This is a genomic window from Pedobacter mendelii (genome assembly GCF_014635725.1).
GTDB lineage: Bacteria > Bacteroidota > Bacteroidia > Sphingobacteriales > Sphingobacteriaceae > Pedobacter > Pedobacter mendelii.
This window is the reverse complement of the sequence record NZ_BMDJ01000004.1, coordinates 306,181-323,693: the sequence shown is the minus strand read 5'-3', so window position 1 is coordinate 323,693 and position 17,513 is coordinate 306,181. Positions and strand designations below refer to the sequence as shown.

Annotated in this window: 15 protein-coding genes; 3 read left to right on the top strand and 12 right to left on the bottom strand. The window is 31.8% G+C overall.

The annotated features are described in order from the left end of the window. Positions 1-165 precede the first annotated feature (165 nt). The gene (locus tag IEV50_RS09515) at positions 166-1,638 is read left to right on the top strand and encodes an ArnT family glycosyltransferase (RefSeq protein ID WP_188413461.1); all 1,473 of its coding nucleotides are present in this window, start codon (positions 166-168) and stop codon (positions 1,636-1,638) included. Next, positions 1,623-2,576, top strand: a complete 954-nt coding sequence (locus IEV50_RS09510) for a glycosyltransferase (protein WP_188413459.1) — start codon at positions 1,623-1,625, stop codon at positions 2,574-2,576. The genes IEV50_RS09515 and IEV50_RS09510 overlap by 16 nt, the downstream gene beginning before the upstream one ends. A gap of 16 nt (positions 2,577-2,592) precedes the next feature. Here the strand turns inward: IEV50_RS09510 and IEV50_RS09505 are convergent, their stop codons facing one another. The 5 genes from IEV50_RS09505 to IEV50_RS09485 are packed head-to-tail and all read right to left on the bottom strand — an operon-like array spanning position 2,593 to position 8,044. Beyond that, positions 2,593-3,477, bottom strand: a complete 885-nt coding sequence (locus IEV50_RS09505) for a glycosyltransferase family 8 protein (protein ID WP_188413457.1) — start codon at positions 3,475-3,477, stop codon at positions 2,593-2,595. 31 nt (positions 3,478-3,508) lie between these two features. Further along, positions 3,509-4,393, bottom strand: coding sequence for a glycosyltransferase family 8 protein (locus tag IEV50_RS09500; protein WP_188413455.1), 885 nt, complete (start codon positions 4,391-4,393; stop codon positions 3,509-3,511). Next, positions 4,380-5,756: a lipopolysaccharide biosynthesis protein gene (locus IEV50_RS09495; protein ID WP_188413453.1), complete on the bottom strand. Its 1,377-nt coding sequence runs from the start codon at positions 5,754-5,756 to the stop codon at positions 4,380-4,382. Before IEV50_RS09495 ends, IEV50_RS09500 begins: the two co-directional genes overlap by 14 nt. 24 nt (positions 5,757-5,780) lie before the next feature. Beyond that, positions 5,781-7,466: a GMC oxidoreductase gene (locus IEV50_RS09490; RefSeq protein WP_188413695.1), complete on the bottom strand. Its 1,686-nt coding sequence runs from the start codon at positions 7,464-7,466 to the stop codon at positions 5,781-5,783. A gap of 2 nt (positions 7,467-7,468) precedes the next feature. Then, entirely contained in the window at positions 7,469-8,044 is a 576-nt protein-coding gene (locus IEV50_RS09485) for a gluconate 2-dehydrogenase subunit 3 family protein (RefSeq protein WP_188413451.1), read from the bottom strand. 137 nt (positions 8,045-8,181) lie between these two features. On the opposite strand from IEV50_RS09485, the gene IEV50_RS09480 reads away from it, so the two are divergent. Beyond that, complete coding sequence (locus IEV50_RS09480; RefSeq protein ID WP_188413449.1) at positions 8,182-9,003, top strand: glycosyltransferase family 2 protein; 822 nt, start codon at positions 8,182-8,184, stop codon at positions 9,001-9,003. 3 nt (positions 9,004-9,006) lie between these two features. Here the strand turns inward: IEV50_RS09480 and IEV50_RS09475 are convergent, their stop codons facing one another. The 7 genes from IEV50_RS09475 to IEV50_RS09445 all read right to left on the bottom strand — a co-directional run bounded on the left by IEV50_RS09475 (position 9,007) and on the right by IEV50_RS09445 (position 17,507). After that, positions 9,007-10,122: a glycosyltransferase family 4 protein gene (locus tag IEV50_RS09475; RefSeq protein ID WP_188413447.1), complete on the bottom strand. Its 1,116-nt coding sequence runs from the start codon at positions 10,120-10,122 to the stop codon at positions 9,007-9,009. 8 nt (positions 10,123-10,130) lie between these two features. Further along, positions 10,131-11,321, bottom strand: coding sequence for a glycosyltransferase (locus IEV50_RS09470; RefSeq protein ID WP_188413445.1), 1,191 nt, complete (start codon positions 11,319-11,321; stop codon positions 10,131-10,133). A gap of 1 nt (position 11,322) precedes the next feature. Then, positions 11,323-12,522: a glycosyltransferase gene (locus tag IEV50_RS09465; protein ID WP_229746685.1), complete on the bottom strand. Its 1,200-nt coding sequence runs from the start codon at positions 12,520-12,522 to the stop codon at positions 11,323-11,325. A 10-nt stretch (positions 12,523-12,532) separates the two neighbouring features. Beyond that, positions 12,533-13,318, bottom strand: a complete 786-nt coding sequence (locus IEV50_RS09460; protein ID WP_188413443.1) for a glycosyltransferase family 2 protein — start codon at positions 13,316-13,318, stop codon at positions 12,533-12,535. Positions 13,319-13,327: 9 nt separating this feature from the next. Beyond that, on the bottom strand, positions 13,328-13,951 hold the full coding sequence (locus IEV50_RS09455) for an acyltransferase (RefSeq protein ID WP_188413441.1): 624 nt from the start codon (positions 13,949-13,951) through the stop codon (positions 13,328-13,330). 104 nt (positions 13,952-14,055) lie between these two features. Beyond that, a complete protein-coding gene (locus IEV50_RS09450) occupies positions 14,056-15,228 on the bottom strand; it encodes an O-antigen ligase family protein (protein WP_229746684.1) in 1,173 nt (390 codons plus the stop codon). Between the two features lie 140 nt (positions 15,229-15,368). Then, positions 15,369-17,507 carry an exopolysaccharide transport family protein gene (locus IEV50_RS09445; protein WP_188413437.1) on the bottom strand — a complete coding sequence of 713 codons (2,139 nt, stop codon included), beginning with the start codon at positions 17,505-17,507 and terminating at the stop codon, positions 15,369-15,371. Between the last annotated feature and the right edge of the window lie 6 nt (positions 17,508-17,513).

The following is a 17,513-nucleotide window of genomic DNA, read 5'->3' as shown; positions in this document are numbered from 1 at the left end:
CGCAAACTACATAAGCCCTATTCATATCTTATAAAGCATAATATCAAGGCTTATAACTTGATTACTACAATCATACCAACAATAATGATAATTTTAAATAAGTGGAGGCTCTTTTTGCCATACTTCTTGATAGTACTATTATTAGTACTTATTACCTTGAGGATAATGGTGATTTTCTTAAATATAGCAGATATTGCAGGTATGGAACAGAATGTGATCTACAGCATTCAGCAACTTCTTTACAATGGCAATTTATATACATCACCATTAAATGCTCCTTTCTCCATTACACAATATACACCTATATATTACCTTATAAATGCCTTCACCTCCAAATCCTTAGGTTTTACAGAAGATAATATTTATGCTTTATACCACATTGGTAGATTTTGGAACTTGATATTCAACTTAGCAAGTTCCTACCTTATCTATAGAATTGGCAAAGATTATTTTAGAATATCTGGTAATAAAACCGTAATACTTTTTGTTGCTTCATTCGCTTTAAATTTCGCACATAATTTTGCTGTAAGGCCAGATTCTTTACATGATTTAGCAGGAATTGCTTCCATTTATGCAATGATAGTATATTATAAATCGGAGAAAAAAGATATTGCAACCCTACTGATAACTGTTTTACTAACAGCTATTGCCGTATTTTCAAAACAAAGTGGAATACAATTTATTATAATATTTGTGGGTTTTGCATTCCTAATTAAAGATTGGGCAACTTTGCTAAAACTGATTGTTTCTACTGTTCTATTTTATGGAATTCTCTTTTATATTACTCATTTAGTATATCCATCATTTTTTGAGAACATTATTGGGGGAGTAAAAAATGGAATTGATGTTACAAACTTCGTAAAATACATACTTACAAGAAGCATATTTATCTTAACTGGATGGCCTTTAATTTTGTACTTTCTATATCTTTTGCTTAGTAGAAACTTACTATTCAAAGGAGTAGCCATTAGCAAGCTTTTAGCGATAAGCGCATTAGGAACGCTAATTTTTGCTTCAGTAACAGCACTTAAAATGGGGGCAACAACTCAATACTATGTGGTGTTTATGAATTTGGCATTAATTGTAGCACTTAATCAAAGTTTTGAAATTAAGGCATCGGTAAAAGGATTAAAATTTTTCATTAATAAGTACTCATTAACTTCAATTTTTTGCTTATTCATAATCTTAATATTTGGTTTTAATACTTTTAAATCAATCGCAAATTTTAAAGAAGACCCAAAATTAATTTCACAAAAAAACAGTACTGCCATAATAGCTAAACTCATAAGCTCAGGCTTGCAAAAAAATAGTGGCAAATACATTTATTCAAATTTAGGAACTGATACTTATGCTCCATCCAGACAATTTTTAAATAACATTTATTTCAAAAATTGTCTTGTACCACAGCGAGATATACTCGAATATTCTACCAGCAAGCTTGAAGTTGTTGGATATAATGAATTTGAAAAGCTATTAAAAGATGGAGATATAGAATACATAATCGATTCTAATCCGAATTCTAAATATGAAATTGTTAAGGATTTTAATAAAATCAAAAAATCAGATTACATATTAGTATTAAATAGCGATGGGTATTTAGTTTATAAGAACAATAAAAGCACATGGAAGAGAAAGTAGTAATTATTACCCCTTGCTTTAATGAAAATACTACCGTAATTTCATTTCTGCAGAATGTTGAAAGCGTGATAGAAAAGCTCCCTCAAAACTTTGAGGTTGTTGTAGTAGATGACTGCTCTTCAGACCATACCCTTTCTTTGCTAAAGCAATTTAAATTCTCAACAATAAATGCAACATTAACAATTTTAGAATTGAATTTTAATGTTGGTCACCAAGCAGCAATTTATCAAGGCCTGCTATATTCTAATAGCATAGCATCTGATAAATTTATCATAATGGATTCTGATGGTGAGGATGACCCCGAAGCCATTGCTGATTTGGTTAAGTTTAAAGATTTCGATATCGTTAATGTGGCAAGAGGTAGAAGAAAAGAAAGCTTTTCTTTCCAAGCTTCATACTATATTTACAGATTTATATTTAAAATTATAACCGGAAAAATATTAAATTTTGGAAATTTCTGCATGATTAAAAAGAAGGTTTTGAAAACCTCATGCTATACCGGGTTTATACATTTTGCTGCTCATCTTTCTAAACAAAAAGTTTCATCAACTAGTATTGTTTACAATAGATTGAAAAGAATTGATGGCAAATCAAAAATGAATTTAACCAGCTTGGTTCACCATGCATTTAAATCTTTTGTAGAATATGCAGAAGAACTATTAATGGTTTTTTTAAGAATTTTTATGCTGATAATCGTTTCCTTTTTTGGTTTTATCGGTATTGTATTATACAAGAAATTTTTTACAGATGAAGCTATTTTAGGTTGGGCCAGTACTATGACTGTAAGTTTATTTACGACAGCACTAATATGTATCGGCTTCTTTGTGATGGGAATTCTATTGCTAAATATGATATCTCAAAAGAGCCAAAGCAAGAGTGAAATATTTAATAAGCTAGCCAACAATGAAATTTTACCTTCCGATAGCTTGAAATTATAGAAGAAGAATTCTTCTTCTATAATTTTATGAAAGCCTTTTTTATCTTATTAAAAATCTTCCTGATATGCCTTTGATTTCCGCTTATTGGTTTAAAATTTTCCCAAGGGGTTAACGACAAATATCTGTAAAATTCATCTTTGTAAACTTCTTTCGAGTTATATGTTTTAAATATTGGTTTAATATCAAGAAAATGGACCAACGATGGATTTTCATTTTCATTAAAGGCAAACCAGTTCCATTTTGGATCGAGCTGTAACCATTTATTTGCCAAAACTACATTTAAACCATATTGATCTGCCAATTGAACATATTTTTTATGAATTCTTAAGGCATCAATCACTTTCTCAGAAATACCTTCTGCCTTCCATTTTTTAGGATTAACAACCAGAACACCTGAGTTAAAATATTTTGTATCAGCTGTAAGTCCTAATTCAGCATAATTTGCAATTCCACCCCATTTGCAATCAACTGTTTTACCAACATCTTGTGCTGCAGCAACTGTATATTCTCCTAAAGATAGATTCCATAATTTTGAAATATCATCTTGAACAATGGTATCTACATCTAAATAAATTAATTTTTCTACATGTTCTTCGACAACATAAGGAGAAAAAACCCTCATATACGCTGTTAACGGAAAAGCCGAGCTATCAACAGGAATCGTGATATGAGTCGGGACGATTTCTTTGCTTTTAAACCATTTAATGGTTATCCTCGATGGATCTACAATTGATTCTAGTTTTTTTCTGAATGACTTTGCAATTCCATCATCAATGATATGAAAATCAATGTGTTCGTCAGTTTTGTGATTTAAATCAATTGATTTAAGCAATGCAACAATTAATATTGCATAGTGGTTATCACTAGCACAAATTATCGATATATTATTATTTACTTTCACACTATAAGAGTTATATAAAATTATCTGATTATTATTTCAAAAATTTAAACTTCAATTTTTGAATGATGTTATTTATCTTTTTTAAATATCTGCTTGAGGCACCAATTGGTTTAAAATTTACCCATTTCGTTTGATTTAGATAATGATAAAAATCATCTCTATAGTTATAAGCATAAGTTTTATAAATAGGCTTTCTATGAAAATAATGAATGAGTTTAGGTTTAGGATCTTCATTTACAGAAAAACAATTCCATAATCTATCAATTTCAAACCAGTTGCGAATTAACGCAATATTCAGACCGTACTGATCGCCTAATGATGCATATTTTTTATTCTGATTAATAGCATTAATTGTTTTTCTGGTGATGTCTTGCTCGAGCCATTTTTTAACATTAATGATTTGCAAACCAGCATTAAAGTACTTTTCATCCGGGTTTAATCCCAACTCTTTGTAGTTTTCAATTCCGTTTCCAATTGTTTTAGTTATAGGGCCTATGGTATCGCTTGCCGCTCCAATAACATAATTTCCAGTATCAATATTCCACAAGTTAATTATATCATCCAACATAATCATATCAACATCCATAAATATAGCTTTTTCTACATTTTTGGGAACAATATAAGGAATTAATAATCTGATATATGTATTAATCGGATATGCATTATTAACAATCGGAAGATTAATGTCTTTAGGAATTATCTCCGTCATTTTTAGCCATATTAAGTTCATCTTATCTAAACTTAATGAGTGTTGTAACTTAGATTTGTTTACCCTAGAAATTTTGTCATCAACGATATAGACATCGACAATTGCATTATCAATATGATTAATCTCTATTGATTTCAACAACGCTGCTAATAAAACAACATAGTTGTTATCGCAAGCCAACACAACAGAAATATTATTTTTTTTCATTGACTATTTTATGTGAACTCTTAAAGAAAGTATTATTTAACTGTTTTATAAGAAGAATTAACTCTTTAAATCCAACCTGGTAAATGCTTAAAAAGCTAAATTTTGAATATTTATTTAATGGTTTATACGTCATATAAATTGCAACAACTATTGGTGTTATAGATGCAAAAGCTATGGAATAAACAGAGTGATAAATACCAACGAATGCAAAAACAGCCGCAAGATTTACTAATGACATTATAATAATTTTATAGAAATTGATTTTTGGCTGGTGGATGATATCTACTCCAATTGCAAAAAACCGATCGGCAGGATACAATAATGCAATAACCATAAATATTCTAAAAAGGTTAGGAGCCTCATTGGCAACATAACCTTTACCTCCTAACAAATGAATAATAGGCTGAGCAAAAATTAAAGCTATAATTACTACAGGTATTAATACAATAGTTAACATACCGATTAGTTTCTTTAACGTATAAATCATTTCAGTTTTTTCTCCCTTGTTATAATGGGTAGATAACAATGGCATACCACTGGTAACAAAACTTAATAATGGTATTTCTACTATTTGTAATAGTTTCCCACCTAAATTATACATGGCTAATGCAGCAGGACCTATTAAAAAGTTGATAACAAAAGTATTTGTTACCCCAAATAAATTAGAGCTGATGTTGGTACCCATACTGTATTTTCCAAAATGGAACAGTTCCCATGCAGTATTAAGCCTTGCTTTAAAAACTGAAGAAATCATAGTCCATCTTAATACTAAAACTATGCAACTGGCAAATAAATTAGAACCTATAAAAGTGTACATTACAGTCATTAAATTTAGTTTGCCTAAATAGGCTAAAGTAAATATAATTAATGTATAAGAGCCTTGATTAAATATCCTTAACCACAACAATCTATCAAATCGCTTACTTGCCTGAACGATACAATCGGCCATAAAGCATGGAAGCGTAATAAGGGATATGATGGAAAAATATTTTAAGAATAATGCCAAACCCTGATCGGTCACATAGCTTGAAATAAAATAGGTTGGTATATTAATAATTAAAAATATAACCGAAATTACCATTGCTAACAGCCAGGCGGAACCAGCAACTTCATTTCCTCGCTCTTCGGTAGTACCAGAAAAAAACTTAACAATTGTTATGGTTAAAAATCCTGCCCGTAAATTATCTATCAAACCAACAATAGCTAAAAAGAATATATAAATACCAATATCAACTACAGTTAGGTTTCTATATAAAATAGATAAGGTAATCATTCCAAAAACCGCCATCATCCCATTGGCTAGCAGAGATTGAAAATGCATGTTTTTAAAAATTGCAAACGCCTTTTTTATAAGTTTTATCATTTATCTAGCGCTGTTGCATTATTATTATAAATTACCATTAGTTATTTCGTTTGCTGCAAAATCAACAGCTCTGGCCGTAAGCGCCATATATGTTAACGATGGATTTTGACATGCAGAGGATGTCATACAACTTCCATCTGTTACAAATACATTTTTTGCCGCATGGATTTGATTGTTAGAATTAAGAACAGATGTAGCAGGATCGGTTCCCATACGAGCTGTTCCCATTTCATGAATGGTAGAACCGCCAGGTTTATTGTAATTGAACATGCTAACATCAGAAAAACCTGCGTCTTTCAACATATTAGCGCAAGTTTCCTGGATATCCTTCATCATATTTTTTTCATTCTCATTAAATGAAAAATCTATTTTTACTAAAGGCAACCCCCATCTATCTTTCTTTGTATCATCTAAAGAAATCTTATTTTCAAAATAAGGTAAACATTCACCCCAACCTGCCATCCAGATTGTCCACGAACCAGGTGTTGTTAATTTAGATTTAAAATCGACTCCAAAACCTGCTTCACCTTGTCTGTCTTCCCATTCCTTACGTTCGCCATCACCTTGAATATTATAGCCTCTTTTAAAATCCAATCCTTCATTATCTTTTATATTCCGATACCTAGGTATTAGAAAACCACAAGGCCTTCTACCTTTATAATATTTGTCTTTAAAACCACTAAAAACACCATAAGCACCAGCAGATGAATGATGATCCATTAAATTGCGTCCAAGCTGGCCGCTATCGTTACCAAATCCTGTTGGAAATCTTTTCGACTTTGAATTTAACAATATGGAGGTTGTAGCAATAGTTGAAGCATTAACAAATATAATTTTAGATTTATAAATTAAAGTTTCATTCGTATTTGCATCAATTACTTTTACACCCGTGGCCTTTTGAGTTTCCTCGTTGTATAGAATTTCGGCGACAATAGAAAATGGACGGAGTGTTAAATTGCCTGTTTTTTCTGCAGCTGGAATAGTTGAACTATTGCTACTGAAATAACCTCCAAAAGGACACCCTCTATTGCACAAATTACGGTTTTGGCAAGGCCCTCTATCATCCCAACCACGCGATAGATTCGCAACCCTGGCTATCGTTAATATTCTGTTTTCTTTATTTTTTATTGAGGTTTTTAAATGGCTTTCTACACAATTTAGTTCCATTGGCGGTAGAAATTTTCCATCAGGTAATTGTGGTAAATTTTCTGATTGTCCACTCACGCCAATAAAATGCTCAACATAATCGTACCATTTTTCTAAATCTTTATATCTAATTGGCCAATCTACCCCAACCCCATCTTTTTTATTTGCCTCAAAATCTAAATCACTCAAACGGTAGCACTGCCTTCCCCAAGTTAATGATTTACCACCAACCTGATATCCTCTTAACCAATTAAATGGCTTTTCTTGAATATATGGATGAATTTTATCACTTACGAAAAAATGTTTATCGGCCGGGCTGTACACATTGCTATGAACTGGGTCGTTTTCAATATCCTGAAGCGTATTATGTAAACCATTTTTAAAATCCCAGGGCTTAAGGTTTGCTGTAGGATAATCCACAATATGTTTTACGTCTCTTCCACGCTCGAGTAATAATGTTTTTAACCCTTTCTTGCACAATTCCATAGCCGCCCAACCACCACTTATACCAGAACCTATTACAATGGCATCATAAACTTGTTCTGTTTTAACAGTTGTATCCATATTTATTTCGTTGCCCACGATTTTTGATTTGGGTTTAGCGGTGTACATGGAATGAAACTTCCAGGTACATAATCGTAAGATAAACCTTGAGATGCACCAAGTTCAGAGCTGCAATAGCCCTCAACTGTAAGTTGCTTTAATAGTGTAAAAAAAGGACGACCGACAAGTTTATTGTTTATCTTATTTAAAATTTGGTAGCGATAAGTATCATTCTCTTCAAAATGTTTCAATATTTCTACACGTTGTAAGGAAGTACAACGCTCAAAAGATTTATTAAATCTACTTTGAGTATAATTTTGAACATTTTCCAGACCATTCAAAAATTTGTTTTGCTCTACTTTAGAAGTGCAATTATGCAAAACATTAATTATGTAGTTTTGAACACCGGCACTTTTGGCTCCTGGTGTGTCTGTTTGTGGAATAATGGTTTCTGCAAGTTCAGCTATAAGCACTTTGAAATCAGTGATCTGACTTAAACTAATCTTTTGATGTAGGTCGAACCACTTGTAGGCAGAAAATGAAGAAATACCTAAAGCACTTAAAGCGAGAATACTTCTTATGGATGTTCGTCTATTCAAAATGAGCGGGATAATTACAAAAAGTAAAGATAAATATTAATCGAACAAATTTTGGATATTTTGATGTATTATTTTTTTTTACTCACCTTTTAAACTTTTTGATTTATATTTATCAATTATCTCCAATAATTATTTTAATGAGACCTATTTCCATTCCGCTTAGTGTCGAAAAATACAACAAAAGTTCAAGTTTTCTAAAATCTGAAATAACATCAATTACTGAAAATTTTAAAAAACTTTTCAGTACTGAACCTGATATTTCAATTATAATTCCTGCTTACAATGAAGAGGAAAATATATTGAAAACATTGTTTTCTTTATCGAAGACCAATACAAAATATTCTTTAGAAGTTATAGTCGTTAACAATAACTCCAAAGATAAAACAGAAGAATTAATAAATGCCTGTGGCGTAATATGTGTAAATGAATTGAGACAAGGCATTACGATTGCAAGAAATTCCGGCCTTGCAATAGCTAGAGGAAAGTACATTATGAATGCAGATGCGGATACAATATATCCAGAATCGTGGATAGATAACATGATAGATCCGCTAAACAACAATAATAAAATTGCGTTAACCTACGGCAGATTTTCTTTTATTCCCGAAGAAACGCCAAGAATTTTATACTTTTTTTATGAATATTTATCTGATTTTAACAGACATATAAACAGATTATTTAAAGAAGAAGCTCTAAATGTTTATGGTTTTAATTCAGCATGCCGCAGAGAGCAGTGTTTAAAGGTAGATGGATTTGTTCATCCTCCTGGAACGAATGAAGACGGTTGGCTAGCCATGAAATTACGTAAAGCTGGCTTTGGCAAATTACATTGGGTTACCAAAAGCGAAAGTATAGTATGGACAGGAGACAGAAGAATAATTGTTGATGGCGGAATATATAAATCTACTTACGATAGATTTATAAAATATTTTAACTTTAAACACGTAAAAAAAAGTTAACCTTTAAATAAATTCTTGATAAACAGCCTCAATACTTTTAGTCATCGTGGAAATATTAAATTTTTCTTGAACTGTTTTTTCTGCTTCAATACCTAAATTTTTGACTAATTGTTTATCCAGAATTAGTCTTTGAAGAGCTTTTGAGAGACTTTCTACATCAGCAGGTGGAACCAGCAAACCATTTACACCATCTTGTATCAAATCTGTAATGCCATCAATATTTGATGCTAGTATTGCTTTTCGCATAGACATTGCTTCTAATAAAGCAATTGGCAAACCTTCCCATAATGATGGTAAACAGAAAATATCAATCGCATTTAAAATGTCAGGTATATCGCTTCTAAAGTCTACGAAAGTGATGTACTTATCAAGTCTCAATTCTTTTGAAAATGCAAGCATTTGTAACTTTAAATCCCCATCACCAACAATTAAAAAGTGAACATTTTCCTTTTCTGAAAGCATGGCTATCGCCTTAAGGAACACCAATGGAGACTTCTGATTGGTAATCCGGGCAATATATCCTACCAAAATCGATCGCTCATCAATGCCAAATTCCGCTCGTATATTTTTAAATTCTTTACCTGGGTTAAATTTGAAACGATTTATTCCATTTGCGATTACAGTTGCATTTGACATTGGAAATTTATTTTTTCCTTCTACAAGATTACTTTTTGAAACACAAATTGTTTTATTGGCCACAGCAACAAGAAACCTTTCACTCATGCTTCTGATAAATTTCACCACTTTACTTTGGTCTGGATGGAAAGACCAACCATGAACCGTGTAAATTAATGGAATTTTAAGTGATTTTGCACTGTAAAAAGTATTTGAATTGGCTCTGGTGCCATGAGCATGAATTAAATCGATTTGCTCAGTTGCTATAATTTGCCTAACCACTTTCCAAACACTAATATTGAAGGGTTTTTGAGTGCTTACAACATAGGTTTTAAAGCCGTCCAACTTAAGCTGTTCAACCATTGGTCCTTCTGTAAATGATAAAATTACAGATTCATATTTGCCCTTATCCAAGTTATTTACCAAATCTAAAACATGCGTTTCACCGCCACCAACCTGGCCCTGCCTAATGGCATGTAAGATTTTTTTTCTTGCAGTTTTCATAATTGGCACTAATTTTTTTTACGCTCCAATTCATCTACAATCCCTTCGTTATAGTGAATTGTGGCAGTAGATATTTCATTTGCTTTTCTTGCCTTAAATAATGAAAGTATTTGAAGAAACATGAAAACCGGAACCTTTACTAGGGCATTGTAAACAGCTTTTGATGCTTTAAAATAATTTAAAGCAATAAAAAATATCGAAAAGAAACTTACAATGGCTGTAAGCCAAAAAATCAACATACTGCTTAGGAAAAAGATATCTATCAAAATGCATAATATTGATAGCCCGGCAATAATAAATAAAGGTGGTCTTGAAAAGATAAGTCCACAAAGAAATTGATTTTTATTAAGCTGGAATACTCCTTTAAAAACCAATTTTACGCCCTTACCAGCGTACTTAAACCAGGTATTTATCCATCTCGCTCTTTGATTAACCAATTGTTGAGATTTAGAAGTTTTTTCGTCGTAAACAATTGCCCTTTCTGCAAAAGCTATTCTTTTGCCGCGATTCAAAATTTCCATTTGTAGAACTTTATCAAAACCAGCACCTTCAATGGATAACGTTTCTAAACATTCTCTGTAAAAAGAAGTTGTGAAAGCCATACCAGATCCAGCTAATGAGGCAGATGAACCATTATCAAACAAAAGTTTCCTATCAATAAACCGATAGTAAATGTCTCCAGCCTCGTCAAGACAGGCGTAAGCAGTGTTCAAGTTTTTGGCTTTACGTACCCCTTGTACCGCTAAATATTCTAAATCAAAAAATTTGTTTAATTCATTTAAATATTCTGGTTCAACTAAATTGTCGCTATCAATTATTGTTAAAAGTTTATGTGGTCTAATAAATCTGTTAACAGCATAAAAATGAGATTTGGTGTTACTAGCCAATTTCTCTTCCGGACGAAGCAGTATTACTTTATCGCTATTAAAGTTTAGATTGGTAATATCGCAATCATCAGCAACTACATAAACAACATAATTATTGTAGTTTAAATTTAAAATTGATTTAACAACATCTGTTAACAAGGTAGTTTGTTGATAAGCCGTAACAATTATTCCATAATCATACTCGCTTCCTGCAACTGTCGAAACCTTATTTTTGCTTTTAAAAAAATGAAAAAGATATAAAAATACCGGAAGCAATAAATTAAAGCCAACCAATACTTGAAAAATGATAAAAATTGTAATCAAAACTTCCATATTAATTTTTATCTGATGAGGTATTTTCGATTGCTTTATATAAGTCTTTCACGCTATTTTCCCATGTATGTTTTAATGCAAAACTTCTTCTCTTTTGTTCTAGCGTATCGCTATTTTCCCCCAGTGCTTGCTCAATGAGCATAATATATTGCTCTTTATTTTCAGCCAAATAAACAAAGTCAGAAAAGGATTCCATTGCTTTAGTAGCGGTTGCAACAACAGGTTTTCCAATTGCTAAATACTCATCAATTTTTCGTGGATAATTGCCAATTGTAACCATATTAACAAGTTGAGGATTTATGCAAACATCAAACGCATTTATAAAATCTGGCAAAGTATTAATCGGCTTGTTTCCAGTAAATATTACATTTTTATAATTATGTAAATCGCTGGCTTTGAAAATATCGTCTTCCTGCCCTACCAAAATAATTGTCCATTCTGGTTTTGTTAACGCTATATAAGCAATAATATCTTTATCTAAACGGATGCTTTGTATTGCACCAACATAACCAATAATTGGTCGTTTAATATTGGCCAAACCTAATGCTTCAGGCTGAGTTTTCTTCCTAAAAAATATATCTAAATCACAGCCTTGCCCGATATAAAAGGAATTTGGGTTGTATTTTCTGCAGTAATCAGCAAGGAAAGTAGAGTTTGCTACACATAGAGTATTTTTTGCAATTAACTTAGGTTCTAACTGCTCCCCGTGTTTTTTCCAATAGTCAACAGCAATCATGTAATCTCTTGAATAATAAACACTTGCTTTTGGTTTCAGAAAATCATTTAAGAAATAACCTTTAAACATCTCGTTATCATTAAAAAGAATGAAATGTTTAAAACCTAACTTTTCTGTAGCTTTTAATATAGATTTAGATAGCTTTTTATTATTGTAATAATTTATAAGATTGAATATAGCTGTGCTAGGAATCCAATTGATAGATTCTACCATGCAATCGGGGTATAAATTCCATAAATTATCTTGAACTTCAATCAAGCCATTGGCTTTCCCTTTTATAATATCTAATCTACGCTTAGTTTTAGGATTATTTTTATCTCGATAAAGTGTAATTCTATCTAAAGGAGAGTTAATATACAAAACTCTATTTTTTTTACTAATTTCTATTGCAATGTTCTTGCAATTGCTTCCAATTTCAGTATCCCAAGGTTGTTGCCCAACAATTACAAAATCTATTCCTTCCAATTTTGGTTGATTAAAATTTTCTTAAATAAAGACCAGAATAACAGTTAACATATCTATAAGCAGTCCTCAAATGCCTAACAAAAAAATTATCACTATTACGCCACATGTTTCTATGCATAGTACTTGGCTCAGAAGAGGAGTTAACTTGTTCTAAAACAGATTTATGTGCATCGAAAAAAAAAGCCTTACCTCCATGTTTGATAAAAGACATCATCATGCCAAATTCTGTTTTATCACCAGATGTTCCCTCGATATATCTCCCGAATTTTTGAAAATAAGTACTTCTTTTTAAATGAGGATGGTCGCTATACAAAGCAAATTTATTTAATCCAGGATACCACCATTTAAAAAGCATTTCAGAAAAACCGTATTTGTAACTCTTTAGGTAAGGGTATTTTTCGTAAGCATAAAAGCGAACAACATCAAAATCCGAACGCTCCATTAAAAGGGAATGACCATTTTTTAAATTTTGCGCAAAGTTATCTAATGGGATAAAATCTTCTTGTATGTACAAAGTGAATAGCGTTTTTACAGCATCTAAACCCTTATTTAAATTATTTCCTAAACCTTTATTAACAGGTGTAGTAATCAACTTAAAATCGTATTGGTTGCTTAAACTATTAATATAATCAATGTGTTCAACCGAACTGCAATCATCTGATATAATAATTTCTTTAAAAGCACAATTAGCCTTCTTCAATTCGGAAAGCAAACGCTCTAAAGATTTACTACGATTGTAATGCGTAATCATTAGAGTTATATCGTCAAAATATGCAACCTTCGTTGTGGTTTCCATTTGCTTTAGTTAAAGGGATATTTTCTCCCATGAGGAAGTTAGTTTATTATATTGCTTAATTACTTTTGCAGGATTACCTACTGCTACAGAAAATTCGGGAATATTTTTGGTAACTACGCTCCCTGCACCAATTATGCAATGTTTGCCAAGTACAACTCCTGAGGTAATTACGCTATTTGCACCAATCCATACATCATCAGCAATTACGATGGGTTTGCAGGAAACTTTTTGAAGAGATGGCGGGATATTTACGTCTTCGTAACCGTGGTTCAGACCAGATATTACGATATTTTGAGCCATCATAACATGGTTTCCAATAGTAACTGGCCCAATGATAACATTGCCCATACCAACAATGGTTTTGTCGCCTATAATAACATCACCAACACCATTATTAATTGTTGCAAAATCTTCAATAATAGATTTATTGCCTAAGCGAAAATCGTTAAATGGAAAAACGTCAAGCCTGGTATTGAACCTAACAATAGAGCCTTTACCTCTTTTATGTTTAAAAGGATTTAAAAACAATCGTACCCATAGCCGTGGTTTATTATCATTAGATGCCATTAGCATACTTAGTGCCAAGCTTTTTAATTTAGGATTCGATTTTATTTTGGAGATGATTGAGGTCATTATTTTATTCGTTAAAATCTTCAGTATTCGGTTTTTTTCTTCCTCTAAAAAAACCAATTATAAAGAAAATTATAGCAGGTATACTAAATATTTCCCATGGCATATCAGGCTATTTTAATTAATTTTTTTTCTTTTAATTCTTGATCTAGCTTGGGCATCATATATACAAAAACAATTGACGCATATACTATAATCGTTGTGGGCATAGTATTAATAACCTCATTACCGTAACTACAAAAAAGAATGCCTGCAAAACCTGATGTTAATGCAATTGCCTTTATCTTTAAACCCTCATCTTCTATATCCCATACAATACCACAACATCGCCCGAGAATGTAAACCATCATACATATCCAGATGGTAAAACCAACTATGCCATACATTGCCCAAACTTTAACCCAGTAGCTATCGGGTTGTACTTTTGACAAAAATTTATCTGCGTTATAGGCCATTCCATTCGAGCCAACAACACCTAAACCACCACCAAATGGAATACCACTCATATATTCTTTTAAAACCCTTTGAGAAGCTAATCTTACATTTAAAGAAGGATCATCCGGATTTAAAGAACTTCTAAATCTGTAGATGTTATAATTTCCATTTCCAATATTAGTAAACTTTAAAAAACATAGAAATAGTATTGCTAATGCACCTCCTAAAAATAGTACTTTGAATTTTTTACTAAGTAATATTGCAACAAAGGCTCCGGGTACTAAAGCAAACATAGCACCTCTCGTTCCAGAGATTAACATACCATATAACATTAAAGCTGAACATGTTAATAATATAATTCTCACCTTCCTTTTAACCGGACCTAATGCCAATATTAATGTAAGCAAACCAATGTGAGCTTGCGATGCGCCAAATTGTGCTGCTTCAGAGTAGAATGAGAATACTCTTAATCTGCCCCAAAGTACATGCGTTACTGCACCTCCATTGTCTAAAAATATTCTATCACCTTTTGATAAACCAAAATGCAATTGCTTAATACCATCTAAAGCTGCAACAGTTGATAATACAATAACAATTAGTAAGAAATAATCTAAATCCTTATTGGTTTTAAAAACTAAGAAATACAGCATAACAATTAGTAGAGGGTATTCTGCAGCAGACCTAATTTCTTTTAACCATCCAATTGTGCTTGCACCTGCCGGATTAGCTACTTCGAGTACACTTAAAAAAAACCAAAATAGAAAAAGATAAAACAGGTCGTTATTTAAGTTCTTCCAATTTTCTTTAGGAACTGAAAAAATTGCGCATATAAAAGCAATTAACATGATTACTTCGATGAGAATACCAATAGGAAACATTATTCCTAATTCTCTTGAAATAAGCCAGTAAACAAAGCAATATATTAATAATATGTAAACGACAACTTTAGCAACCATAAATACAAAAGGTAGTTATATTTTGTTAATTAGCTCTGAACCTGAGTTTTATTTAATACCCAACCTAAAAATCCAGGCAGTTTTTTAATATAATCTACAAACTCTTTATTAGAATCTTTAATGGTATTACCGGCTTCGAAAACTGAAATATTTTTCTCAGTAAATAGAAGCCACTCCTTAGCGATGTTTATATCCTGGAGTGCATTTACATCAACAATAATTGTATCAAATTCATCTTTTAATACGTCAAAACCAGCCTGAAGGCTTTTTATGCTTTGAATTTCCAAAAGTGATTCTCGGGCTTTACTTTTATTCATAATCGTTATCAGATCTTCTGTATGAATCTCCTTTTTGATTAAAAATGTTTGGAAATTTTGACTTGTAGCAAGGGCCTTACTATCAGATTTAATAACAGGCAGTTCATCAGCGATTAAAAGAACCTTTTTACCAGTCATTGCAAAAGCGTAAGCTAGACTGTAACATAAGAAAGTTTTTCCCTCCCCAGCTACCAAACTTGTAATACCCAAAATCTTACTACCATCTGCATCCATTTGGTTATTGATTTCGAAACGCAACGACCTAAGCATATCTCTATAAAGCTCGAAGTTTTGATTCCCATCTTTATCGTTCCAAATATCTCTAATGTTTCTTTCGTTACTTTCGATTTTATTTAATACACCAAGCGTTTTAGACCTTGTTGCATTTGCCAATTGTTGCGCACTAATAATTTTATGATCGAGAAAGAATATTAATAATACAAATCCAAAACTTGCAATAAAACTTCCTGCACCAGCACCTAATAGGTAAAAAATCTTTTTAGATGGTTCAGGATTACCTGGCAAGCCAAGTTGTTCAATCTGCAATCTTAGTCCTAAGCTTTGTCCTGCCCTATTTTGATTAACCTGATCTAAAGCAGTTGTATATTCTTTGATGGCTAAATCAGCCTCTCTCTGATAATTTTGAATATCAGCATCATAAGGAACCATACTGCTATATTTCGCTCTTAAAATACCTAACTGCTGATTAATTATCGTCAAGCTTCTTTTTTGCTCTTCAAGTGATATTTCAAGGGCAGTTTTTTGCGCAATTAAGGTTTGTCTAGAAGCACGCGGATCTACTACATTTTCATCAGCATTCTGATTACTTCTTCTAACTATGATTCTATTAATAGAATCAATCTTTAATTGATCTGAAGCCTTAAATCCGTTGTCTACGTACCTATCTGTAGCAATTTTGAGGTCGCCTTTTAAACGAATGAGTTCGCGATTATCGGCTTGGGTACTTCCTGCAGTGTATGAGTCATTACCATTTAGTTTACTTCGTATAACCGAAAGTGCACCCTGGTTGGATTGAATTTTTGTTAATGCATCAGCCCGTTGTGCTTCATATTGGGTAATCTGACCATATACAGAACCAGATTGCTCATCAAGATTTAAAAACCCCTTATTTTTTTTAAAAGCTGCCAGAGCGTTATTTTTCTCATTCATAGTAGCTTCCTTTTGTTTCAGTAATGAATCTAAAAGAACTATGGAATTATTTTGATTGAAGCTTATTTCACTGCTATAATTACTAATAAAGTCAGCAGCTAATGTATTTACAACATAAGCAGAAAGTTCTGGGTTTTCAGAAACATATTCTAAAGTTATTAAATCACTGTTATCTGCATGGTTAATTTCAATTTGCTTTCTCAGTGTTTCCTCACCATATCCCATCGAACCGACCAAATTGTAAAGTTTGTATTTACCATTATTATCGGATAATGTTAGTATTGATTTAGTGGCAAGTTTTTCTTTAAATATCTGGATCAATTCAGCTCGATTTTGAGCATTTAACGAATCAAGCTTTTCACTATATTTTCTAAATGACTTTTTTGGATTTTCTAAATCATGAATCATCAAATTATAGGCAAGAATATTCATGATTTTTTTCATCTTGAATTTTTCCATAATTTGGTTAAATTGTTGACTAACTTGAAAAAAATCAGTATTCTCGTTAGAAATAACTTTTTTCGAAGGATCTAAAAGTCCCGTAGATATTTGAACTTCTGAACTATACTGTTTGGGTAAATTTTGAACCAAAAAGTAAGTAATTGTTACAGCAATAATGGGTACTAGAATTAGCACCCATTTATATTTATTAATCAGTTTTAAAAGTGATTTTATATCCATTTAAAG